This window comes from Thermomonospora sp. CIF 1 (genome assembly GCF_001896795.1).
Taxonomy (GTDB): Bacteria; Actinomycetota; Actinomycetes; order Streptosporangiales; family Streptosporangiaceae; genus Thermomonospora; species Thermomonospora curvata.
This window is the reverse complement of sequence record NZ_MOYN02000023.1, coordinates 208990-231286: the sequence shown is the minus strand read 5'-3', so window position 1 is coordinate 231286 and position 22297 is coordinate 208990. Positions and strand designations below refer to the sequence as shown.

General features: G+C 71.8%; 19 protein-coding genes. 9 read left to right on the top strand and 10 right to left on the bottom strand.

What is annotated here, in order from left to right; genetic code table 11:
* Positions 1-5 precede the first annotated feature (5 nt).
* Positions 6-1544, top strand: a complete 1539-nt coding sequence (locus tag BUE48_RS19445; RefSeq protein ID WP_286990688.1) for a M28 family metallopeptidase — start codon at positions 6-8, stop codon at positions 1542-1544.
* A 174-nt stretch (positions 1545-1718) separates the two neighbouring features.
* Here BUE48_RS19445 and BUE48_RS19440 read toward each other — a convergent pair whose 3' ends face one another.
* Positions 1719-2552 carry a DUF4097 family beta strand repeat-containing protein gene (locus BUE48_RS19440; RefSeq protein ID WP_286990687.1) on the bottom strand — a complete coding sequence of 278 codons (834 nt, stop codon included), beginning with the start codon at positions 2550-2552 and terminating at the stop codon, positions 1719-1721.
* A 139-nt stretch (positions 2553-2691) separates the two neighbouring features.
* Positions 2692-3303, bottom strand: coding sequence for a cob(I)yrinic acid a,c-diamide adenosyltransferase (locus BUE48_RS19435; RefSeq protein WP_012854224.1), 612 nt, complete (start codon positions 3301-3303; stop codon positions 2692-2694).
* A 111-nt stretch (positions 3304-3414) separates the two neighbouring features.
* Between BUE48_RS19435 and BUE48_RS19430 the strand changes: the two genes are divergently transcribed.
* A complete protein-coding gene (locus BUE48_RS19430; RefSeq protein ID WP_286990686.1) occupies positions 3415-5010 on the top strand; it encodes a GMC family oxidoreductase in 1596 nt (531 codons plus the stop codon).
* A 457-nt stretch (positions 5011-5467) separates the two neighbouring features.
* Here BUE48_RS19430 and BUE48_RS19425 read toward each other — a convergent pair whose 3' ends face one another.
* The 6 genes from BUE48_RS19425 to nucS form a co-directional block, all read right to left on the bottom strand.
* Positions 5468-6964 carry an aldehyde dehydrogenase family protein gene (locus BUE48_RS19425; protein WP_286990685.1) on the bottom strand — a complete coding sequence of 499 codons (1497 nt, stop codon included), beginning with the start codon at positions 6962-6964 and terminating at the stop codon, positions 5468-5470.
* Between the two features lie 180 nt (positions 6965-7144).
* A complete protein-coding gene (locus BUE48_RS19420) occupies positions 7145-9091 on the bottom strand; it encodes an N-acetylmuramoyl-L-alanine amidase (RefSeq protein ID WP_286990684.1) in 1947 nt (648 codons plus the stop codon).
* A 258-nt stretch (positions 9092-9349) separates the two neighbouring features.
* Positions 9350-10153 carry a site-2 protease family protein gene (locus tag BUE48_RS19415; RefSeq protein WP_012854219.1) on the bottom strand — a complete coding sequence of 268 codons (804 nt, stop codon included), beginning with the start codon at positions 10151-10153 and terminating at the stop codon, positions 9350-9352.
* A 61-nt stretch (positions 10154-10214) separates the two neighbouring features.
* Positions 10215-10799, bottom strand: a complete 585-nt coding sequence (locus BUE48_RS19410; RefSeq protein ID WP_012854218.1) for a TetR/AcrR family transcriptional regulator — start codon at positions 10797-10799, stop codon at positions 10215-10217.
* A 56-nt stretch (positions 10800-10855) separates the two neighbouring features.
* Positions 10856-11257, bottom strand: a complete 402-nt coding sequence (locus tag BUE48_RS19405) for a DUF3224 domain-containing protein (RefSeq protein ID WP_286990683.1) — start codon at positions 11255-11257, stop codon at positions 10856-10858.
* Positions 11258-11315: 58 nt separating this feature from the next.
* Positions 11316-12002: an endonuclease NucS gene (gene nucS, locus BUE48_RS19400; protein ID WP_012854216.1), complete on the bottom strand. Its 687-nt coding sequence runs from the start codon at positions 12000-12002 to the stop codon at positions 11316-11318.
* A 246-nt stretch (positions 12003-12248) separates the two neighbouring features.
* Here nucS and BUE48_RS19395 point away from each other — a divergent pair, with 246 nt between their 5' ends.
* The 7 genes from BUE48_RS19395 (at position 12249) to BUE48_RS19365 (ending at position 18773) form a co-directional block, all read left to right on the top strand.
* Positions 12249-12749, top strand: a complete 501-nt coding sequence (locus tag BUE48_RS19395; protein WP_012854215.1) for a GNAT family N-acetyltransferase — start codon at positions 12249-12251, stop codon at positions 12747-12749.
* A 128-nt stretch (positions 12750-12877) separates the two neighbouring features.
* Positions 12878-13264 (top strand): SCO5389 family protein, encoded by a 387-nt coding sequence (locus BUE48_RS19390; RefSeq protein ID WP_012854214.1) that lies wholly within the window; start codon positions 12878-12880, stop codon positions 13262-13264.
* 276 nt (positions 13265-13540) lie between these two features.
* The gene (locus BUE48_RS19385) at positions 13541-15202 is read left to right on the top strand and encodes a 3-hydroxyacyl-CoA dehydrogenase family protein (RefSeq protein ID WP_286990682.1); all 1662 of its coding nucleotides are present in this window, start codon (positions 13541-13543) and stop codon (positions 15200-15202) included.
* A gap of 205 nt (positions 15203-15407) precedes the next feature.
* Entirely contained in the window at positions 15408-16277 is an 870-nt protein-coding gene (locus tag BUE48_RS19380) for a type IV toxin-antitoxin system AbiEi family antitoxin (protein WP_286990681.1), read from the top strand.
* Between the two features lie 209 nt (positions 16278-16486).
* Positions 16487-16807: an Rv1322 family protein gene (locus tag BUE48_RS19375; protein ID WP_012854211.1), complete on the top strand. Its 321-nt coding sequence runs from the start codon at positions 16487-16489 to the stop codon at positions 16805-16807.
* A 254-nt stretch (positions 16808-17061) separates the two neighbouring features.
* Complete coding sequence (locus tag BUE48_RS19370) at positions 17062-17778, top strand: alpha/beta hydrolase (protein ID WP_012854210.1); 717 nt, start codon at positions 17062-17064, stop codon at positions 17776-17778.
* Between the two features lie 203 nt (positions 17779-17981).
* Complete coding sequence (locus tag BUE48_RS19365) at positions 17982-18773, top strand: alpha/beta fold hydrolase (RefSeq protein ID WP_012854209.1); 792 nt, start codon at positions 17982-17984, stop codon at positions 18771-18773.
* A 328-nt stretch (positions 18774-19101) separates the two neighbouring features.
* Here BUE48_RS19365 and BUE48_RS19360 read toward each other — a convergent pair whose 3' ends face one another.
* Both BUE48_RS19360 and BUE48_RS19355 read right to left on the bottom strand, forming a co-directional pair.
* The gene (locus tag BUE48_RS19360) at positions 19102-20691 is read right to left on the bottom strand and encodes an AI-2E family transporter (RefSeq protein WP_286990680.1); all 1590 of its coding nucleotides are present in this window, start codon (positions 20689-20691) and stop codon (positions 19102-19104) included.
* 165 nt (positions 20692-20856) lie between these two features.
* Positions 20857-22182 carry a DivIVA domain-containing protein gene (locus tag BUE48_RS19355; protein WP_012854207.1) on the bottom strand — a complete coding sequence of 442 codons (1326 nt, stop codon included), beginning with the start codon at positions 22180-22182 and terminating at the stop codon, positions 20857-20859.
* Positions 22183-22297 lie beyond the last annotated feature (115 nt).

Here is a 22297-nt window from a genome sequence, read left to right as displayed (position 1 = left end):
TGAGCGTGCGGAAGCGACACTGGGGGATTCCCCTCGCCCTGGCGGGTCTGCTGTCCGGCGTGATGACCGCCGCGCCCGCAGAGGCCGGGGTGCAAGGTCCCGATCTCACCAAGCTGGTCAAGATCAAGGACATCCGCAAACACCTGGTCGAACTGGAGCGGGTCGCCGAACGCAACGGCGGCAATCGAGCCTCCGGCCAACCGGGTTTCGACGCCTCCGTGGATTACGTGGTCAAGGTCCTCAAGAAGGCCGGCTACAAGCCGCAGGTCCAAAACTTCGACTTCGAGTACTACGAGCAAGAGGCCCCGACGGTCTTCGAGCAGGTCAGCCCTGCTCCGGCCACCTACACCGAGGCGCTGGACGGCGACTTCCTCACCCACTACTACTCCGGCGAGGGCGATGTGACCGCCCGTGCCGTCCCGGTGGACACCGACGACCCCGACGGCGTGGGCAGCGGCTGCGAGTCCGACGACTTCGAGGGTTTCCCGGCCGGATCGATCGCGCTGATCGTGCGCGGCGGCTGCACGTTCGCGGACAAGGCCGCCAACGCCGAGGCCGCCGGTGCGGTGGCCGCGATCATCTACCAGAACCCCGCCACCGCCGACCAGGGGCCGGTCAACGGCACGCTGGGCGGCCGCGTGGTGGACATCCCGGTGCTCGGCCCCACCTACGAGCTCGGCTCCTCGCTGGTGGCCCAGGCCAAGGCCGGTGAGCTGATCCTGCACATCAAGACCGACGTCTTCCACGAGAAGCGCTCGTCCAAGAACGTCATCGCCGACACCAAGCTCGGCGACCCGAACAAGACGGTGGTGGTCGGGGCGCACCTGGACAGCGTGGCCGAAGGTCCCGGCATCAACGACAACGGCAGCGGCAGCGCCACCGTGCTGGCCATCGCCGAGCAGATCGGCAAGCTGGGCAAGAAGGGCCTGAAGAACAGGGTCCGCTTCGCCTGGTGGGGCGCCGAGGAGAGCGGCCTGATCGGTTCGGACGCCTACGTCGCCTCCCTCAGCGACGAGGAACTGTCCAAGATCGCGCTCAACTTGAACTTCGACATGCTGGGCTCGCCGAACTTCGCCCGCTTCGTCTACGACGGTGACAACTCGCTGGGCACCCCGACCGACCCGCCGCCGGGCTCGGCCGAGATCGAGAAGGCCTTCACCGACTACTTCAAGAAGCGCAAGCTGGCCACCGAGCCCACCGCCTTCGACGGCCGCTCGGACTACTACGCCTTCATCAACGTGGGCATCCCGGCCGGCGGCCTGTTCAGCGGCGCCGAGGTCACCAAGACCCCCGAGCAGGTCAAGCTGTACGGCGGCACGGCCGGCGAGGCCTTCGACAAGTGCTACCACCAGGCCTGCGACGACCTGACCAACATCAACTGGACGGGCCTGGACCAGCTCGCCGACGGCGCGGCCCACGTCGTCCAGCGCTACGCCCACTCCGTCGAGGACGTGCTGGCCGCCCGCACGGCCACCGTCACCTTGAAGAGCACCTCCTCGTCCGCCGGCGGCCCCGAGTGGCGAGGCGGCCACCTGATCCGCTGACCATCCGGTCCGGCCACCGCGACGCCGCCGTCCCGCCGGGGCGGCGGCGTCGCCCGTGCCCGGGCCCGGGAAACCGTTCGGCCGGTGGGCCGCGCCTGGAATGAGTGGCCCGCCGACACCGGTGGCCATGGTGGGCGGGCCCGCACCCGTATCCGGCTCGGAGCGCCGCTCGCGTCAGGAGGCGGAGATGTCGATGGAGCCGGAGTCGGCGCGGGCGCTGATCCGGCGGGGCGAGTTCGGGTCGATCGTGATGTCGGTGATCCGGGGATCACCCATCCGCTTCTGGTAGAGGAGCGCATACGGCACGTCGGCCGGAACCTTGATGATCACCCGGCCGGAGCGGCTGGTCGCCTGGACCAGGTTCGGCGGGCGGTCGGCGGCGAAGACGACGCGGACGGTGCCGGAGTCGGCCTCGGCCCGGGCCCGGTCCCCGCGCAGGTCGCGCAGGTCGATGCCGCCGGAGTCGGTCCTGGCCTGCACGGCGCCGGCGCCGCTGACGGTGATGTCGCCGGAGTCGGCGGAGGCGTCCACCGGGCCGCCGCGCAGGTCGGTGGCCACGATGTCGCCGGAGCTGACCTCGGCCCGCAGGGCGCCCGCCAGCCCGCGGACGCGGATGTCGCCGCTGCCGGTGCGGACCGTGGCGGCCATCGCGCGGGGCACCTGGATCCGGTAGCGGACCGCGCACCGGCTGAGCCCGATGCTGACCACGTCCGGGCAGCGGTAGCCCAGCACCAGGGCGTCGCCCTCCCGGCGGTGGTAGGGCTCGGGCTTGAGCTTTTCGGTCCACGACAGGTGCTCATGGACGCTGACCTCGTCGCCGTCGGTGCCGATGATCTCCACATCGGCCTCCTCCAGGCGCACGTTCAGCGCCTTGAGCCCGCCGGTGAGCTCGTACTTGCGGTCCTCGTGATAGGTGGCGGCGTCGAGGACGCCGCACCCGCCGAGCGCCACCGTCGCCGCGGTCAGGGAGGCGGCCAGCGCCGCCACGCCCTTGAACCCGTTCGCCATCGTCGTCAGCCTCCACCGCCCCCGTTCAGGCACGTTCGCATGCTCAAAGCCTCCCCGACGGGCGCGGCGTGCGACAGGTGGCGTGCCCGCCTCTTGGGGGTGGGGCTATCCCCACCCCCTTGGGACCTGCGGGGACGGTTCAGCGCTCGCCGCCGGGCTTCCACAGCACATCGCCGTGGCCGGCGTTGGCCACCCGGCACAAGATGAACAGCAGATCCGACAGGCGGTTGAGATAGCGGGCGGTCAGCGGGTTGATGGTCCCCGCGGGCGCCGCGCCGTGGTGCTCGATCGCCACCCACACCGAGCGCTCGGCCCGGCGGGTGACCGTGCGCGCCACGTGCAGCAGCGCGGCGCCCGGCGCCCCGCCCGGCAGGACGAAGCTGCGCAGCGGCTGCAGCGTGGCGTTGTGCCGGTCGCACTGCTCCTCCAGCCAGGTGATGTAGGACTCGGTGACCCGCAGCGGCGGGTACTGGGCGGCCGCATCGTCGGTCACCGGGTTGCACAGGTCGGCGCCCACGTCGAACAGGTCGTTCTGCACGCGCACCAGCGGCGCGCGCAGCTCCTCGGGCAGGTCGCCGAGGGCGAGGGCGACCCCGATGGCGGCGTTGGCCTCCTCCACGTCGGCGTAGGCGGCCAGGCGCGGGTCGGACTTGCGGGTCCGGGACATGTCACCCAGGGCGGTGGTGCCGTCGTCCCCGGTGCGGGTGTAGATGCGGGACAGGACGACTGGGGTCTCCTCGTTCTTCGGCATACCGCCACCTTAGGGCCGACCGGGTCGGGAGCTTCCGGGCATAGGTGCCCATAATGGGGCGCTGGTGTTCACGCGGTGCCCGGATCCGTTCGCTCACCCGGAGGCGTGCTAGTGGCGTACGACTACATCATCGTGGGAGCGGGAAGCGCCGGCTGCGTCCTGGCCGCCCGGCTGAGCGAGGACCCCGGCACCCGGGTGCTGCTGCTGGAGGCCGGGCCACCGGACGACGCGCCGCAGATCCGGATCCCGGCGAACCAGGCCGCCTTGCTGAAGAGCGCCCATGACTGGGATTACGCGACCGTCCCCCAGCAGCACGCGGCCGGACGCGGCATGTACTGGCCGAGCGGGCGTACCCTCGGCGGGTCCTCGTCCATCGGCGCGATGATCTACCTGCGGGGGAATCGGCACGACTACGACACCTGGCGGGATGAGCACGGCTGCACCGGCTGGGGGTACGCCGATCTGCTGCCGTACTTCCGCAAGGCCGAGGACCAGCAGCGCGGCGAATCGGACTACCACGGGGTGGGCGGGCCGCTGCGCGTGGAAGACCTGCGCTTCAAACACCCGCTGAGCCACGCCTGGGTGGAGTCGGCGCAAGAGCACGGGCTGCCGGCCAACCGCGACTTCAACGGCGCCCGGCAGGACGGCGCGGGCTTCTACCAGGTCACCCAGCGGCGCGGCCGGCGCTGGTCGGCCGCCGACGCCTACCTGCGGCCGGCCATGGCGCGGCCCAACCTCACCGTCCGGACCGACGCGCTGGTCACCGGCGTGACCGTCGAGAACGGACGGGCCGTCGGGGTGCGCTACCTGTGGCGCGGCGAGCACCTGCGCGAGCACGCCGAGGGTGAGGTGGTGCTGTGCGGCGGGACGGTGGGCAGCCCGCGCCTGCTGCTGCTGTCGGGCATCGGCCCGGCCGGGCACCTGCGCGAACACGGCATTCAGGTGCGGGCCGACCTGCCGGGCGTGGGGGAGAACCTGCAGGACCATCCGGCCGTCCCCGTCCTGTGGGACACCCCGGGCGTCAAGGCGCTGTGGGAGGGCTTCGACGGCCGTCACCTGGCGCTGTGGCACTCCCTGGGCCGCGGCCCGCTGGCCTCCAACGTGGCCGAGGCCGGCGGCTTCGCCCGCAGCGCCGACGACCTGCCCGCGCCCGACCTGCAGTACCACGTGCTGGCCACCCCGCACCTGGACCAGGGCCTGACCGAGGTGCCCCAGCGGATGGTCACGGTGCTGGTCGCCGCCGTGGCCATCACCGGCCGGGGGCGCATCCGGCTGCGCTCGGCCGCGCCGCACGCCAAGCCGCTGATCGACCCGGCCTGCCTGGCCGCCGGCTCCGACCTGGAGACGCTGGCCGCCGGGGTGCGCCAGGCCCGCCGGATCGCCGCCGCCGGCCCGCTGGCCCGCCTGGTCCAGGGCGAGCACTCCCCGGGCGAGCAGGTGGACGACGACGATGCGCTGCGCGCCTGGGTGCGGCGGGCAGTGGTCACCCTCGGCCGCCCGGTCGGCACCTGCGCCATGGGCGGCGGGGACGAGGCGGTCGTCGACACCGAACTGCGGGTGCGCGGCATCGAAGGGCTGCGGGTGGTGGACGCCTCGGTCATGCCGACGGCGCCGCGCGGCGGCACGGACGCCCCGGTCATCGCCATCGCCGAACGCGCCGCCGACCTCATCTGCGGCCGTCCCCCGCTGCCGGCGTCCGCCCCCTGATCAGCCGCCTGCGGTGCGGGGAGGGGGAGACATGAGGAAGGCCCCCTCGCCCGCTGGAGGCGGTGAGGGGGCCTGATTCCTGAACGGCAGCCCGCCGGGGCGGCGGGCGCCGCCGGTTTGCGGGTCACTTCTTGCGGTCCTTGGCCTTGGCGGCCTTGGCCTTGGCGGCGGCCTCGGCCTCCTTGCGCATCCGGCGCACCCGGTCGTCCATGACGGCCTTGGACATGTCGGGATGGTGCATCGGCGCTTTGCTCTCCTTCTCCGGCCGGTCCTTCCGGCCCGGTATTCAGAGAGTCGCGCTAAGACGGCACCCGCCACATCGGGATGACGCCCTAAGTTCGGCGTCCTCAGACGCCCTAGTCGGCCCGGGCGCGCTCGTACGCCTAAGTCCGCGGCCCTTATCGCGGACGGTGGGCACCCTGAGGTGAGAACGGTCAGGCGACCGCCCGGTGCCGTCTCACCTCTTGTACCGCCTGCCGTGCATCAGCTTGGTCAGCTGCAGCAGCCGCGCCATGTCCTTGTCGGTGCGCGAGAAGGACGCCACGTTGACCGGCAGGGGGAAGCGCTGGCGGGTGATGGCCTTGGCGCGGGCGAACTCGCGCAGGCCGTCGGCGCCGTGAATGCGGCCGAAGCCCGACTCGCCGACCCCGCCGAACGGCAGCGCCGGCACCGAGGCGAAGGCCAGGAAGGAGTTGATGGAGACCATCCCGGTCCGCAGCCGCCGGGCCAGGTCCATCGCCCGCGACCGATTGCGGGAGAAGATGGTCGCGGCCAGGCCGTAGCTGGTCTCGTTGGCCTTGCGCAGCGCCTCCTCGGCGTCGGCGACCTTGTGCACGGTGATGGTGGGGCCGAAGGTCTCCTCGCACACCGCCGCCGAGTCATCGGGCACGTCGGTGAGGATCACCGGTTCCACATACGGCTTGCGGACCGACTCGGCGCCGCCGAGCACCGCCCGTCCGCCCCGGTCGAGGGCGTCCTTGATGTGCCGCTCGATGATGTCGAGCTGACGGGGCATGGTGACCGGGCCGTAGTCGGCCTCGCGGTCGAACCCCGGGCGCAGCGACTTGGCCTTGTCGATGAGCTTTTCCAGGAACCGGTCGTAGACGTCGGCCACCGCGTAGATCCGCTCCACGCCGGCGCAGGTCTGCCCGGAGTTGGACATCGCGCCGAACACCGCCGCGTCCGCGGCGGCGTCCAGGTCGGCGTCGGAGTCCACGATGAAGGCGTCCTTGCCGCCGCACTCGGCGACGATGGGGGTGAGGGTCTCGGCGCAGGCGGCCATCACCTTCCGGGCGGTCGGGCCGGACCCGGTGAAGGCGACCTTGTCCACTCCCGAGCGGGCCAGCGCGGCGCCGGTGGCGCCGTACCCGGTCACCGTCTGCAGGACCGGCTTTTCGGGCACCACCTGGGAGAAGAGCTCGGCCAGCAGCACGCCCACGCCGGGGGTGTACTCCGAGGGCTTGAACACCACCGCGTTGCCGGCGGCCAGGGCGTAGGCGATCGAGCCCATCGGGGTGAAGACCGGGTAGTTCCACGGCCCGATCACGCCGATCACCCCGAGCGGCTGGTACTCCAGGATGCACTTGTTGTTGATGGCGGCCAGGCCGGGGAAGACGGTGCGCGGCCCCAGCACCTTCTGGGCGTTCCGGGCGGCCCAGTCGATGTGGGTGATGGTGAGCACCAGCTCGATCTGCGCGTCCTGCAGCGGCTTGCCGGTCTCCTCGTGGACGAGCCGGGCCACTCTGTCCAGGTTGCGCGTCAGCGTGCCCTTGAAGTTCAGCAGCCGCAGCCGCCGTTCCTTCCAGCCCAGGTCGCGCCACCAGGCGGCGGCCTCACGCGCCCGCTCGACGGCCTCGGCGACCGCCTTCTCGTCATGGATCGGGTGTTCGCCGACCACCTCGCCGGTGGCGGGATTCAGCGAGGTGAAGGTGGTGCTCTCGGTCGCCACGGACATGAGACCTCCCGGGAGAGCGCTTCAGTAAGTGCTCGCTTGCAGACTTGTCGTCTAGTAAAGCACCTCAGGTCCGTCACCGCGATTGTCGCCCGGGCCCAGACGGCGCCGGGAACGACACCGCCCGGTTCCGGGGAACCTGTGTGCGCTTCCCCGGAACCGGGCGGGAGGCCGGCGGGCCGTTCAGGCTCTGTCCTGGCGGATCGTCCAGCGGCCGGAAACCGCCTTGGGGACCGGCCGCCCCGTGGTGTCGCCGACCGGGAAGACGGCGATGGCCACATAGGCGTGCTGGCCCTTCTTCAGCTTCTTGGAGCAGGAGCCGGTCACGAACTGCACGCCCTTGGTGGCCGGGTGGTCGGCGTGGATCTCCGTCCACGGCTTCCCGGTGGACTTGCCGTCCTTCCAGTCGTGCACCTCATAGCGCAGCTGGTACTCGTCCCCCGGCTGCAGCCCCTCGACGCGCACGGTGGCGTGGAAGTCCGCCCAGGAGGTCTCCGGGGCGACATAGCCGGGATAGTTGCCGTCGGCATGGGCGCCTTCCGGGTCGGCGTGCTCGACGTCCCAGGTGATGCGGGTCCACTTGCCCCAGGCCAGTTCCTGGTCCTTGTTCTTGCCGAGGCTGGTGCGGATCGGCACGTCGTCCTCCTCTTCGGGCCGCTGTTCGGGCGGGCCGGCCAGGCCGCCGTTCTTGACCAGTGCGTACAACTTCTCGCCCGGGCAGGATGTGGAGATGAAGTCCCGGTGGCCGCGGATGCCGGCCTTCAGCCCCTTGCCGCGCAGCCAGGCCCGCAGCTGCTTGAACGCGTTGATCTGAGCCCGGGTCGGCGCCTCGCTCGGCCCGGACATGAACGTCACCGACGTCCAGGTGCTGTTGCCCCCCGGCTGGGCTGCCTGCACCCGCTGCCAGCCGCGGCCCTCCAGGACGATCCCGTGCGGGCAGACGGCAAAGGAGTTGCCGGTGAAGTACACCGTGCCCGCCCGTCTGGCTAGCCAGGTGCCGTTCGGGGTGCGCACGCACCAGATGTGGCCGTCGTAACGTTCGGTGGTGATGCCGAAGTCCCCGGTGCGACGGGGCGTGACATGGGTTTCCTGCCGCAGGCGGACGACCCATTCCCCAGGCCGCGGACGCTGGATCGAGGTCGCTCTGCCCGCCAGGATCGCGGCGAACTGGAACGCCTCGGCCTCCTCCCGCCGGGTAAAGCGCCGCTGCGCGGCCCTGCCCCCGGCCCGCAGCGACACCTGGAGGAACAGCTCCAGCTGGGCCCGGGTCAGCGCCTGCAGGAAGTCGTGCCGCACGACGCGGTGCGGCGCGTGCTCCAGCAGCAGCCGGCCCGCGGCGGCCGACAGGCCGAAGACGACCGTGCCGCCCTCCGCCGGGACCTCCCGCCAGGCGGGGGCGTCGTCGCCGTGGGGGAGGGCCTGCGCCGGAGCGCCGAAGAGCGCCCGCAGCGCGGCCCGCAGGCGCGCCGCCTCGGCGCCCTCCCGGCGGCGCACGGTCACCGCGGCGCCCGGGATGCGGCCGGAGTCTTCGGGGTCGACCTGCTCTGGAGCCCAGAACCAGGCCAGCGCCTCCACGAGCGCGTCCGACCACTTCGGCTCGGCGGGGATGTCGGCGCACTCGGCCGCGACCGGGATCAGGTCGTGGGAGGTGAGGGTCTGCGTGGTGGCCCAGGCGCGTTCGCGGCCCCGCCCCGCTCCGGCGGGCCTTTCCACCGGCCAGCGGTGGCCGGGCGTGGTCAGCGAGGAGTGCCGCCGGCCCTGCATGCGGATCATCTCGCGCGGCATGGCGGGGAAGAGGTACACCTCCTCCACCGGCTGCCATTGCGACATCCCCGTGCGGTGGTCGAGGGTCAGGGCGATGTCGCCGGGCTCGATCTCGCGAAAGGTCCGCCAGCCGCCTGTGGTGAGGATTTCGGTCTGCTCATCGACGCAGTAGCCGATATCGGCCCACCCGCGGCTGTTCATATGGAATTTCCGGGTGTTCTTCCAGTATTGCCGGCACGCCTGATGGCTTTTGCCGGCCAGGCCCTGGTCGCTGCCGTCGTAGTGGACTACCAGGCCGTTATCACAGGGGGCGTATCCGGCGGCCGTGGCCGGCCAGCCGAACACCGCGCGCCTTTCCAGCTCCATGCGCCTCCTTCAGGGGGTTGCGGCGATGTCGGTGATCGCGCGGAGCGGGTCGAGTTCCGGTATCGCCGGGCGGCGGGGTGGGGGCGCCCGGTGGGGGCCGTCAGGGCGGTCCGAAACCGATGTTTGCACATGTCCGGTTCCCATGGGAGTCATATGTCGGTTGCGCGCACCGACAGTTATGACGACTCGTCCATTGGTGCCCGTAAAGAGCAGAATATTCCCGGCGCCGGGCAAAAGAGGTGAAAAGCGCGTAGAACGTCACATGCCGATGGCGTTCCGGAACCAGGTCAGGCCGTCGATGATGGCGGCCTGGTCCACCCCGAACAGATCGGTGACGGTGAAGACGGCGTCGAAGAAGGCGCGGTTGACCGGCGGGATCCACAGCAGGGCGATCAGCGCCAGGAAGGCGTACCCGCCGACCTCGTCGGCCTTGCGCACCCAAGAACGCGGCAGGTACGGCTCGACGATGCCGAAGCCGTCCAGGCCGGGAATCGGCAGCAGATTGAGCAGCGCGGCGGTCACCTGCAGGAAGGCCAGGAAGGACAGTGCCGACCAGAAGACCAGATGGTCCAGCGGCTCATCGGAGCGCAGCTGCGTGACGGCGGCGGCCAGGGCGATGGCGAAGACCACATTGGCCAGCGGGCCGGCCGCCGAGATCAGGCTGTGCCGCAGCCGGCCGGGAATGCGGCCCCGGTCGATCCACACCGCGCCGCCGGGCAGGCCGATCCCGCCGAGCATGATGAACAGCACCGGCAGCAGGAAGCTGAGGGTGACGTCCCCGTACTTGAGCGGGTTCAGCGTCAGATAGCCCTTGGTGGCCACGCTGCGGTCGCCCGAGCGGTAGGCCAGATAGGCATGCCCGAACTCGTGCAGGCACAGCGACAGGATCCAGCCCGCCAGGACGAGGCCGAAAAGGGTGAGCTGCGCGGCGCGTTCCTCGTAGTAGGACTCATAGCGCCAGGCCATCAGCCCGAAGATGACGGTGGCACCGAGAATGGCGAGGAACACCGGGCTCGGCCTGACCGCGGCCCGGCCGCCTTTCGCCGTGTGCACCGTTCCCATGAATCGTCCCTTCGCATGCGTCGTTCGGTGACGGCCGTCACCTCGGCCATGGCGGGGCGCCTTACGGTCCCACGATCACCGGGACGACATAAGAGCGCAGAAAGTTCCTGGTGGCCTCGGGATCCCGGCCGCGGTCCAGGACGATCAGCGAGGTGATGATCCGGAACAGGAACTCGACGGTGCCCTCCACCTCGATGCCCTCGCGGATCTGGCCCTCGCGCTGTGCCGCCTCGAAGTAGGGGCGCACGTACTCGCAGCACATGTCGAGGATCCGCTCGGCGGCCCCGGCCACCACGGCCTGGGTGTGCCCGGCCGCCTCCGGCACCAGGAAGTGCGCGAAATGCGGCTGGCTGCGCACGTGGGAGACCACGTCCATGATGCCTTCGATCACCGCCTCCGGCACCGGCCCCGAGCGGCGCAGCAGGGCCGCCAGGCGGTCCAGGACCCGCGTCAGCTCCCGCAGCATCACCGCCAGGATCAGCTCGTCGCGGCCCCCCGTGACGCTTCGGTAGACGGTGGCCCGGGACAGCCCGGCGGCCGCCGCGATGTCCTCCACGGTGGTCTTGGCGATTCCGTATCGGGCGAAGCACTCCTCGGCCGCGTCGATGATCCTTTCCCGGGTGCTGTCCGTGGTCGCCGACGCCATGCATGGAAGATTACCGTTCGCCCTCCCCGGCCGAGACCGCGCCGAGGACGCCCGGATCAGGGCAGCTCGTAGTCGAGGGCGTAGAAGTGGCGGCCGTCACCGTCCACGGTGATCTGCCCCTCGCCGTGCAGCCCCGCCAGCTCGCCGGTGCCCGAGGTGGACACGATCTGCCACCTCAGCCACTCCTTGCCGGCGGCGTCGTTGCCCGCGCTGTGCTGCAGGACGAAGGTCCCCTTGCGGCCGTGCAGGGTTCCCTCGAAGCACTCCACGCCCACATAGGCCGTCGGCCCGGCCGCAGTGGTCACGGTCTGGATCTCGGTGACGCTGGTGCCGGCGAGGTCGCCGTGGAAGGTCTTGGTCACCCGGACCCGGGTGACCACCGTGCCGTCGGGCCTGGTGTCCTTGGCCTGCTCGTCCCAGCCGGTGACATCGAAGGTGCCGCTCGCTTTCACGCTCATCGGCCCATCGTCCCGGAGGGCACCGACATTCTCCGCGCGGCGGGCGCCGGGCCTTTGCTCAGAACAAAGTGCCCTCGTGCTGGATGCCGCGCAGGGCGTCATAGTCCAGCGTCACGCATTCGATGCCGCGGTCGGCGGCCAGCACCCGCGCCTGCGGCCTGATCTCCTGGGCGGCGAAGACGCCGCGCACCGGGGCCAGCAGGGGGTCGCGGTTGAGCAGCTCCAGGTAGCGGGTGAGCTGCTCGACGCCGTCGATCTCGCCGCGCCGCTTGATCTCCACCGCGACGGTCCGGTTCTCGGCGTCCCGGCACAGGATGTCCACCGGCCCGATCGCGGTCGGGTACTCCCGGCGGATCAGCGTCCAGCCCTCGCCCAGCGTGGTGATGTGCTCGGCCAGCAGCTCCTGCAGGTGCGCCTCCACCCCGTCCTTGCGCAGCCCCGGGTCGGGACCCAGCTCGTGGGTGGAGTCGTGCAGGAACTCGGTGATGTTCAAAATCAGCCGCTCACCGGACTTGCCGTGGGTGACCGTCCAGCGGGCCACCAGGCCGTCCGGGGAGTCGGCAAAGCGCTCCTCGCGCAGCGAGCACGGCGGGTTCATCCAGTTCAGCGGCTTGTAGGCGCGGTCGTCGGCGTGCACCGACACCGAGCCGTCGGCCTTGATCATGATCAGCCGCGGGGCGAGCGGCAGGTGGGCGGTGAGCCGCCCGGCGTAATCGACGCTGCAACGGGCGATGACGAGGCGCACGGGGCCACAGCCTAGTGAACTCTTGCCGGCGCATGGCCCAAGACGGCGCGGGCGGGAACCACGAAGATGTCCCGTACTACGGCGTTCCAGGCAGCGGCAGCGCCCTGTCGCGTCTTGCGGAGACGGCGTGGTGAAGGGTTCGGTGAGCCTTCGGCCGATCCGGTGGGCGGATGCGATGGACGCACCGCGCGCCGGCGGCCGTTCACCGCGTGAAGAGCCCCGCTCAGGCGGGAGGGAAGGAGGCACATGGAGCAGCCTGCGGGCATCCGGATGCGCGAGGCCGTGGAGAGCGACGAAGCGGCGCTGCTCGACCTGGACCGGCGCACCTGGTCCCCGGACGTCGGGGTGTTCCCGCGCCCGGGCCCGGACGCGGTGCTCTTCGACCCGGCCCATCGACCCGAGCAGTACACGCTCGCCGTCCGGGAGGGACGAATCGTCGGCTACGTCCGGCTGGTGCAGCCGGTGCCGGCGCCGAGCAACGCCCACATCCGCGAAATCCAGGGCCTGGCCGTCGACCCGTCCGAACAGGGCAGGGGAGTGGGGTACGCGCTGGTGATCGCGGCGTGCGAACGCGCCCGGCGGGAGGGCGCCCGCCGCATCAGGCTGCGGGTGCTGTCCACCAACCCCCGGGCCCGGCGGCTGTATGAGCGGGCGGGTTTCACCGTGGACGGCATCCTGCCCGGTGAGTTTCACATCGAGGGCCGCTATGTCGACGACATCCTGATGGGCCGCTCGCTGGACGGCTGATCCGGGCCTTCATATACCAATTCCTCTTCCTGTCAAGGCTGGAATTCTCTCGGGACGCTGGTTAGCGTCACCGGAGACGGACCTGTTGTGCGACGTTCCGTTCCGCCGTTACCGAAGGGAATCGGTCCATGTCTCTCGATGTGAGCCCGGAACTGCTCGAAAAGGCCCAGCACGGAGAGATCGATGATGCGGCGTTCGTCGAGTGCATTCGCACTTCGCTGCCGTACGCCTGGGACGTGATCAGCGGCCTGGTGGCCCGCTACCAGGTGGACGGCGGAGACTTCGCCGACAACCAGACCCCGCCGCCGGACGAGCAGGCCCGCGGCCAGCTCCTGCGCGTGCTCGCCAGCGACGCCATGCGGGGCGCGCTGGAACGCTACTTCGGCGTCAAGCTGGCCTTCCAGAACTGCCACCGGGTCGCCGTTTTCCCCAGCGCCGACACCGAGGCGTACCGGCGCTTCATCACCCCCCGTGAGCAGATCCTCAACCAGTCGCCGGAACTGCGCGACTGCTGACACGAGATCGCCGCTCTGCGGCCGGGCGACGCGGCGAACCGGAATTATGACCAACCGGTTATCCGCTTCTTACTCGCCCCTTTTCAAGAGCGCGGCCGTGCCGGGCCGTGAGGTGGCCGGCACGGCCGTGTGCATGGTTGCGGCCGGGCGGCACCTCCGCTCTTCCTGCGGAAAGAGCGGCCGCGACGGGCGTCCCGGCGCCTCCTGCGCTGCCGGCCGGGGGTCAGCCCGGACCCGGGGAGGGCGGTCCCGGGTGCCTTTGGGAGACTGCCCGGCATGAGTGGAGGTTCGTTCAGCAAGGCAGGGGTCGTCGGCCTGGGCACCATGGGCGCGGGCATCGCCGAGGTGCTCGCCCGGGGCGGACTGGCCGTCGTGGGCATCGAGATCAACGACGAGGCGCTGGCCCGGGGCCGCGGGCATGTGGAGAACTCCACCGGGCGCGCGGTCAAACGCGGCAAGCTCACCGAGGAGGCCAAGCAGCAGATCCTGGACCGGATCACCTTCTCCACCGACTTCGCCGACCTGGCCGACTGCGACCTGGTGATCGAGGCCGTCCCCGAGCGGATGGACCTCAAGCGGCGGGTGTTCGCCGAGCTGGACAAGGTCTGCCGCGCCGACGCGGTGCTGGCCACCAACACCTCCTCGCTGTCGGTGACCGAGATCGCCGTCGGCACCGCGCGGCCCTCCCAGGTCGTCGGCGTGCACTTCTTCAACCCGGCGCCGGTGATGAAGCTGGTGGAGGTCATCGGCACCCCGCTGGCCGAACCCGCCGCCCTGGCCCGGGTCGCCGAGCTGGTGAAGAGCCTGGGCAAGACTCCGGTCACCGTCGGCAACCGCGCCGGCTTCGTCGCCAACCGGCTGCTGCTGCCCTACCTCAACCACGCGGCCGCCCTGTACGAGGAGGGCCACGCCACCGCCGAGGACATCGACACCGCCATGAAGGTGGGCGCCGGGCTGCCGATGGGGCCCTTCACCCTCATGGACATGATCGGGCTGGACATCTGCCTGGAGGCGCTGGAGGCCATCTACCGGGAGACCCGCGACCGCCGCCACGCCCCCGCGCCCATCCTGCGCGAGCTGGTCACCGCCGGGCTGCTGGGCCGCAAGACCGGCCGCGGCTTCTACTCCTATGACTCCTCCGACGCCGGCACCGCCGCTTCGGCGCAGGAGGCTCCCCAGCCGCTGGTCGGCGTGATGGGATCCGGAGCCCAGGCCGTCGCCTTCGCCGCCCGGTGCGCCCGCGCCGGCGCGCAGGTCCGCTATGTCACCGAGGACGAGTCCGCGCAGGCGGCCCTGCAGGCCGAGCTGTCGGCGGACGAGCTGTCCCGCGTCACCGTGGGCACGGAGCCCGGCTCGCTGGCCGACTGCGACCTGGTCGTCGAGGCGGCCGCCGGGGACGCGGCGGCCAAGCGCCCGGTGCTGGCCGCCGTCGCCGGCGCGGCCCGTGCGGACGCGGTGCTGGCCAGCCTCGCCGACACCGGCGGGGTCATCGAGGTGGCGACGGCCGCAGCGCGCGCCGCCGACGTGGTCGGCCTGCACTTCCCCGAGGCGGACGGCCCGCTGGTGGAGGTCGCCTCCACCGTTCTCACCGCTCCGCGGGCCGCCGAACGGGCCGTGGCCTTGACCGCGGCCCTCGGCCTGACCCCCGTGCGCTGCCGCGACCGCGCCGGCTTCATCGTGGACGCGCTGCGCTTCCCCTACCTCAACGACGCCGTCCGGATGCTGGAGGCCGGGTACGCCGACGCCGACTCCATCGACGCCGCCATGAGGCTCGGCTGCGGCTACCCCACGGGTCCGATCGCCGACCTGGACCGCCTCGGCCTGGACCGCGCCGTGGCCGTCCTGCGGGCCCTCTACGCCGAGCGCCGCGAGAACGCCTTCGCTCCGGCGCCCCTGCTGGAGGAGTACCTGACCGCAGGCCGCTCTTTCCGTCAGTAACGCCTCATCCTCGGCCCACCGTCCCGATGCCTTCCGCCGGGGCGGTGGGCCGCTCGCCGCCTGTCGGCGGACGCCCCGGAACCCGGCTGCCCGGGGGAGGTCCGCTCACCGGCCCGCCGGTCGCGTTGTCGGCGCACGTTCGAGGGTTGTCCACAGAACCGCGTTCCACTGTTGACGGGGTGTCCCCGGGCCGAGGCTGGAGGGCATGCGATGCACTTCCGCCGACGACGTCCTCACCGCCCGTATCCGCTCCCTGTGGCAGGCGGCGCCCGCGCACGCCGTGATCGCCGAACGCGCCGCCGCCTGGCTGTGGGGCATCGACGCCCTCCCCATGGGCGCCGACCGGGCCACCTGGCCCATCGAACTGGCCGTCCCCGCCGACCGCCCCCTTCCCGACCCGCCCGGCTGCCGGGTGCGCCGCACTCACCTGCCCGATGCGGACGTCACCGAAGTGGATGGCATACGCCTGACCACCTTCGAACGCACCGCGCTGGATTGCGCACGCCGGCTCCCCCGCCGGGAGGCGGTGGCCGCCCTCGACCAGTTCTTACGCGCCGGCGTCGACGCCGCGTCGCTCCGCAGACGCGCACGGCTGCTGGCCGGCCGCCCCAATGCCCGGCGCCTGCGGGAGATCCTCGCCCTTTCCGACCCCGGGGCGATGCTCCCCGGCGAGACCTACACCAGGTTGTGCATCGTGGACGCCGGCCTGCCGCGCCCCCGCACTCAGATCCCGGTAGGGCGCCCCGACCGCCCGAGGTTCTTCCTGGACATGGGGTACGCAGAGCACCTCACCGCCGTCGAGTACGACGGCGAGGAGTTCCACACCGGCCGGGGCCGCCGCCACCGCGACGCCGCCCGCCGCACTTGGATCCGCGACCACCACGGCTGGGAGATCATCGTGGTCACCAAGGAGGACATCCTGTTCAACCCCGTCCCTTTCCTGGAGGCCCTGACGACCACCCTCCTGCACCGCGGCTGGAACCCCGCCCCCGCCCGGCTGCACCGCATCGAGGCCGAACTCGCCGCTCTCCGCCGCTCACACACCCCCTCGGCCCGCCGCCGAAGACACCGGTAGCCGCCGACCAACACAAAGCCCACAAATCGGCGAACCAGGACCGGATGGCCAGGGCTGCGTTTTGGTGTCGCCGAGGAATGCCTGTGGGGTGTTCGCGTGGGTGGGCGGATGCGCGGGCCGGGCGCTGAGGTTTCCGGGAGCGCGTGCCGGAGGAGGTTCGCTGCCGGTACCGCCGTTGGGTGGGGCGGGGCGGCCTTAGGCTGATCGGCATGAGCCCGCGCAGGAACAGGCGTCGTCCACGGAAGAACCCACGGCCTTCCAGCGGCGCCTGGTCATTCGGGCTGGAGAATCGCGAGGAGGGGCCGGACGGGGACTGGATCGTCCGGGAGATCGCCCCGGCCAATGCCGTCAAGGTCTACCGGTGCCCGGGGTGCGATCAGGAGATCGCGCCGGGTGTGGGGCATGTCGTGGCCTGGCCCGCCGACTGGGGCGGGCCGGATGAGCGTCGTCACTGGCACAAGCCGTGCTGGCGTGCCCGCCTGCACCGCGGCCCCAAGATCCAAAGGTCGCGCAACGCACCCCGCTACTGAGCGTCGCCGCGTCCACAGGGTGTGAACCGCCGCCAGGCGCCCGGTCGAGGCGCTTGCCGGGACCTTGAGCGCCGACCGGACTCGCATCGGCGGCATCGGCTCGGTGAGGCGGTGCCGCGGTGCGGAGGGGTGGTGCGCAAAAGCGCACGGCGGCCTGGGAAGAGAGGTGCTCCTCGGCGGCTTTGCGGCGTGGCGTCGGCCGCCCGGCGGGGATGGGGCGGGGCATTACGGTTGTCCCAGAGAAGAGGAGGGTGATGGGGATAATCAAGGCGAGCACGGTGCTGCCCGCCACGCGGACGGACATCACGTTGCACACCGCCGACGGACTGGAGCTGGTCGGGGAACTGGCGGTGCCGGTGGACCGGGAGCCGGTGGCCACGCTGGTGTGCCTGCACCCGCTGCCGACGCACGGCGGGATGATGGACAGCCACGTGCTCCGCAAGGCCGCCTACCGGCTGCCGGCCATGGCCGGGGTGGCGGTGCTGCGCTTCAACACCCGCGGCACCTCGTCCGAACGGGGGACCAGTCAGGGCGAGTTCGGCGAGGGCGAGACCGAAAAGTACGACGTCGCCGCGGCGCTGGAGTACGCCGAATATCACGACCTGCCCCACCCCTGGCTGCTCGGCTGGTCGTTCGGCACGGAGCTGGCGCTCAAATGGGGGCGCGACCCCCTGGTGGAAGGGCTGCTGCTGCTCAGCCCTCCGCTGCACCGGGCCACCGACGCCGACCTGGACGCCTGGGGCGCCGACGGGCGGCCGGTGATCGTCCTGGTGCCCGAGCACGACGACTACCTGCCTCCGGCCGAGGCGCGCGAGCGGTTCAAGCGGATCCCCCAGGCCGAGATCGTCGCGGTGGACGGCGCCAGGCACCTGTGGGTGGGAGAGCCGTATGTGCGGATCGTGCTGAACGAGATCGTCAAGCGGGTGGCGCCGCAGGCCCACCCCCTGCCGGAGGAGTGGCCCGCGGGCTGAACGCCTTCGCCGGGTGGGCCGGTGCTTTCGGAGACGCCGGCGAGGCCGAAACGTCTGCGTCCGATCGTGGCCACTCCTTTCGAGTTCGACCGATTCGGGTGACGATTACCTGACCGTCACGTATATGGCGGTTGTCGGAATTAGTGAGAGGAGAGGGCACGCGCCGTCACGGATCGGCGGATGTGCCGGGTGTGGGAGGCCCGATGGTCGTTCAGCTGTACGCCAGGGACGTCGGCGAGGGGACGCCGCTTGTGCTGCTGCACGCGTTCCCGTTGTCGTCGGCGATGTGGCTGGCGCAGCGCGAAGGGCTCGGCGGCCGTTTCCGGGTGATCACTCCCGATCTGCGCGGCTTCGGCGGCTCGATGCTGGGCGAGCAGGAGCCCTCGGTGGACGTGATGGCCGATGACGTGGCCCACCTGCTGCGCCGCAAGGGCATCGACCGCGCGGTGATCGGCGGGTTGTCCATGGGCGGCTATGTGGCGATGGCGCTGTGCCGGCGGCACCCCGACCTGGTGCTGGGGCTCATCCTGGCGAACACCAAAGCGAGCGCGGACACCGAGCAGGGCCGGCGCAACCGGCTCCGGCAGGCCGAGCGGCTGGAACGCGAGGGCACCTCGCGGGTGCTGGTGGAGGAGGTGCTGCCGCTCCTGGTCGGCCCCACCACCATGCGGCAGCGGGCGCTGGTGTACGGGAGGGTGCGCGGCCTGGTGCAGGCGGCGCCGGCCGCCGCGGCGGCCTGGGCGCAACGGGCGATGGCCGCCCGTCCGGACTCTTTCGAGACGCTGCGCGGGGTGCACGCCCCCGCGCTCGTCATCACCGGCACCGAGGACGAGCTGTCCCCCCAGGCCGACGCCCGCGCCATGGTCGAGGCCCTGCCCAACGCCGAACTGCAGGTGATCCCCCGCACCGGCCATCTGTCGGCGGTCGAGCAGCCCGACCTGTTCAACCAGATCGTCGCCGAGTTCGTGGCGGCCCTGGCCCGCACGCCCCGCTAGGGCCCGTCGTCGAGATCCCCAAGGCACCGGGCCGGCCGAAGCGGGGCGGCCGGCCCGGTCGCGGCCGGCGGGTGACCTGCGCGCTGCGGGCATGGCCGCGCTCAGCGGGCCCTGTGCGACTGCTGTGACGACGCAGCGTCCCGCCGGCGGGCCGGTCCCGGCAGCATGGGCTCCGTGCGACTGCTGTGACGACTCCCCTTCCGGGGCCCGGGGGCCGGGACCCCCATGGGCTCCGTGCGGCTGCTGTGACGACACGCCCCGGCGGCGTCCACCGGACGCGGTCGGCCCGTGCGGTGGACGCCGCCGACCGGTCAACGCGCCGGCCGCCTCACAAGGTCTCCTGGCGGGGGAGGACCACCTCGCGGATGATCAGGGCCAGGGCGGCGGCCGTCGGGATGGCCAGCAACGCGCCGACGATGCCCAGCAGGGTGCCGCCGACCAGGGCGGCGATGATGGTGACGGCCGGCTGGACGTCCACCGCCCGCTTCATCACCCGCGGGTGGATGATGTAGTTCTCCACCTGCTGGTAGACCACGAAGAAGATCACGCAGGCGATGCCGGTGAACATCCCGTCGAAGAACGCCACCGTGCACGCCAGCGCGGCGCCGATCGTCGCGCCCACCAGCGGGATCAGCGCGGTGATCCCGACGAACAGCGCCAGCGGCAGCGCGAACGGCACCTGCATGATCGACAGGAAGATGTAGGCCGTGGTGCCGGCGATGGAAGCCACGGTGAGGGTGCCGGCCACGTAACCGCCGATGCGGGCGAGGATCTCATCGCCCAGCAGCGCCACCCGGGCGCGCCGGGAGCGCGGCACCAGCCGGTAGAAGAACGTCTTGATGGTGGGCAGCGACCCCAGGAAGTACAGGGTGAGGATGAGCACCGTCAGGGTGTTGAAGACCCCGCCGGCCAGGGCGCGGCCCACGCCCAGCACCCCGTCGATGGCCGACTGGCCGAAGTCGGGGTTGGTGACGGCCTCCTGGGCCTTCTGCAGGACCTGGTATTCGCGGTCCAGCTCCCGGATGCGCTCGTTCTGCCCGAGCTGCTCGATGTAGGAGGGCAGCTGGTTGATGAAGTTGGTGATCTGCTCGGTGAGCGGAGGGATCACCGCGAAGCCCGCCGCGACGAACGCCAGCACCAGTCCCAGGAACACCACCGCGACCGCCCCGGGGCGCGGCAGCCTGGCCCGCTGCAGCCGCTCCACCGCCGGGTTCAGCCCCACGGCCAGGAACATCGACACCACGATCAGCACGATCACGCCGCGGGCGCTGGTGACCGCCTCGAACAGCAGCCAGGCGCAGATCACCCCCAGCGCGCCGGTGAAGCCGAAGATGAACGGGTGCGTCCGGCCCAGGGGCGACCCGGGCCTGCCGAAGGGCGCCAGGTTGTCGGCCCTGGCCTCCTTGCGCCGCTGCTCCAGGTCGACCAGCGGGTCCGGGGTGGGCTCCGGGTCTTCTTCCACCGCCTGTTCCCGCGCCGGGCCGTCACCGGCGAAGGAGGCGCCGGCCCGCCTCCCGGCGGTGCCCGGCTCTTCCCCGGCCCGCCCGGCCGAAGGGCCCTGGCCGCTCCCGTGGGCGGGCTTCTCCTCGCCGGCGTCCCGGTCCTTGGCGGATTCCCGCTCGCGTGAGGGCCCCGTGTCCGAACCCCCGGCGGCGGAAGCGGGCCGCTGCCGGGCTTGGCGCTCATCGGGGCCGCCCGGCGGCTCGCCGGAAGGAGAACCGTCCGGCTCCTCCGGGAGGGGGGATGTGCTCTTTGCGTCGTTTCGGGGAGCGGCGGCCTCGTCACGGCCGCCCGGTCCCTCGGCCCGGGGCGTCTCGTCCTGCGGGCCCGCCGGCGGGGGCACGGCGTCGTCGGGGGGAGCGGCGGGAAAGGCGGACGGCGTGACCGGTCGGTTCGCGCCGGGAATGTCGTCTGACACGACTTCTCCTCGTTCTACCTGCTCGCAGGGGTGCGCCGGACGCCGCGGCCGGGGCTGTGTCCTCAGTGATATTCCCCTTAGACGCCAAGAAGCCTAGAGGGGATTTCCCTCCAGGCTTCTCGGTTCGCGGTATGCGCTGAAAAGACGCCGATCAGCGGGAGCCGATCACTCCTGCCACCAGTCCTCGTCGTCGTCTTCCTGCTTCTTGGCGGCGGCCTTGGCGGCGGCCGGCTGCTTGGCCTGGGCCGGGGCCGGCTTGGGCTTCGGCTTGGACTCCGCCGACGACAGGGCCGGCTTCTCGGGAGCGGCGGAGACCTCCTCGGTGGGGGTGGCGCCCAGCGGCGGCATCATCGGGCCGCCACCGCCCAGCAGCTGGCGCAGCTGGTTGAGGTGGCTGGTGATGCTGTCGCGCTGGCGGGTGAGCTCGTCCACCTGGCGCTGGGCGGCGGTGCGGATCCGCTCGGCCTCGGCCTTGGTCTCCGCCAGCAGCTGCTCGGCCTGGGCCTTGGCCTCGGCGATGATCTGCTCGGAGTTCTTGCGGGCGTTGGCCAGCAGCTGCTTGGCGTGCTGGTCGGCCTCCCGCCGGGTCTGCTCGGCCTGCTGGGTGGCCTTGGCGGCGCGCTGCTCGGCGGAGGCGGCGCGCTGCTCGGCCTCGGCGACCAGCTTCTGGGTGGCGGCCTGGGCGGCGGCGTGCCGCTCGGCGTCCTGCCGGTCGGCCTCCTCGCGCCGGGCGGCCAGCTGGATCTCGAACTCGGCCTCGGCCTGGGCCCGCTGTGCCTCGCTCTCCTCCAGGATCCGCTGCGCCTGGGCGCGCATCTCGTCGGCCTGGCGCTTGGCGGTGGTGAGGATCTCGTCCCGCTCGCGCTTGGTGGACGCCCGCAGCTGGGCGACCTCGCGCTCGGTGGTGGTGCGCAGCTTGGCGATCTCCCGCTCGGCGGCGGCGCGCTTCTCGGCGACCTCGTGGTCGGCGGTGGCGCGCAGCTTGGCCACCTCGCGCTCGGTGGTGGAGGTCAGCTCCTCGGCCTCGCGGCGGGCGGCGGTGCGCACCTCCTCGGCCTCGCGCTCGGCCGCCTGGCGCAGGTCCTCGCCCTCCCGCTGCGCCTGGGCGCGCAGCTCGGCCGCCTCGTTCTCGGCGGTGGCGCGCAGCTCGGCGGCGTCCACCTTGGCGGCGGCCTTGATCTCGTTGGCCTCCGAGCGGGCCATCTGGACCAGCTCGGTGGCCTGCTCCTCGGCCAGCCGCAGCAACTGCTCGATGCGGGCGCCGAGCCCGGCGTAGGTGGGCCGCTCCTGCTCCTGGAGCTGGCGGTGGGCGTCGGACAGCTCGCGCTGCAGCGCCTGGATCTGCTCGCGGGCCTGGCGCACCTCGTTGTCGAGCTGCTTGATGTGCTCGTCGACTTGGTGCCGGTCGTAGCCGCGAAGCACCACGTCGAACTCGCGTGGGGGAGTCTCCTCGAAGAAGTTGCTGAGCTGGGCGTCGATGTCGGACTGCATGTGGCTCAATCCTGGCTGTGACGGGGCTACGGGGTTCCGGGACCGGTTGATCGCCTGGACTTGCGGTTTCGTACCTGACGGCCCCAGACCTCTTCCGGCGAGAGCAGCGTACTCC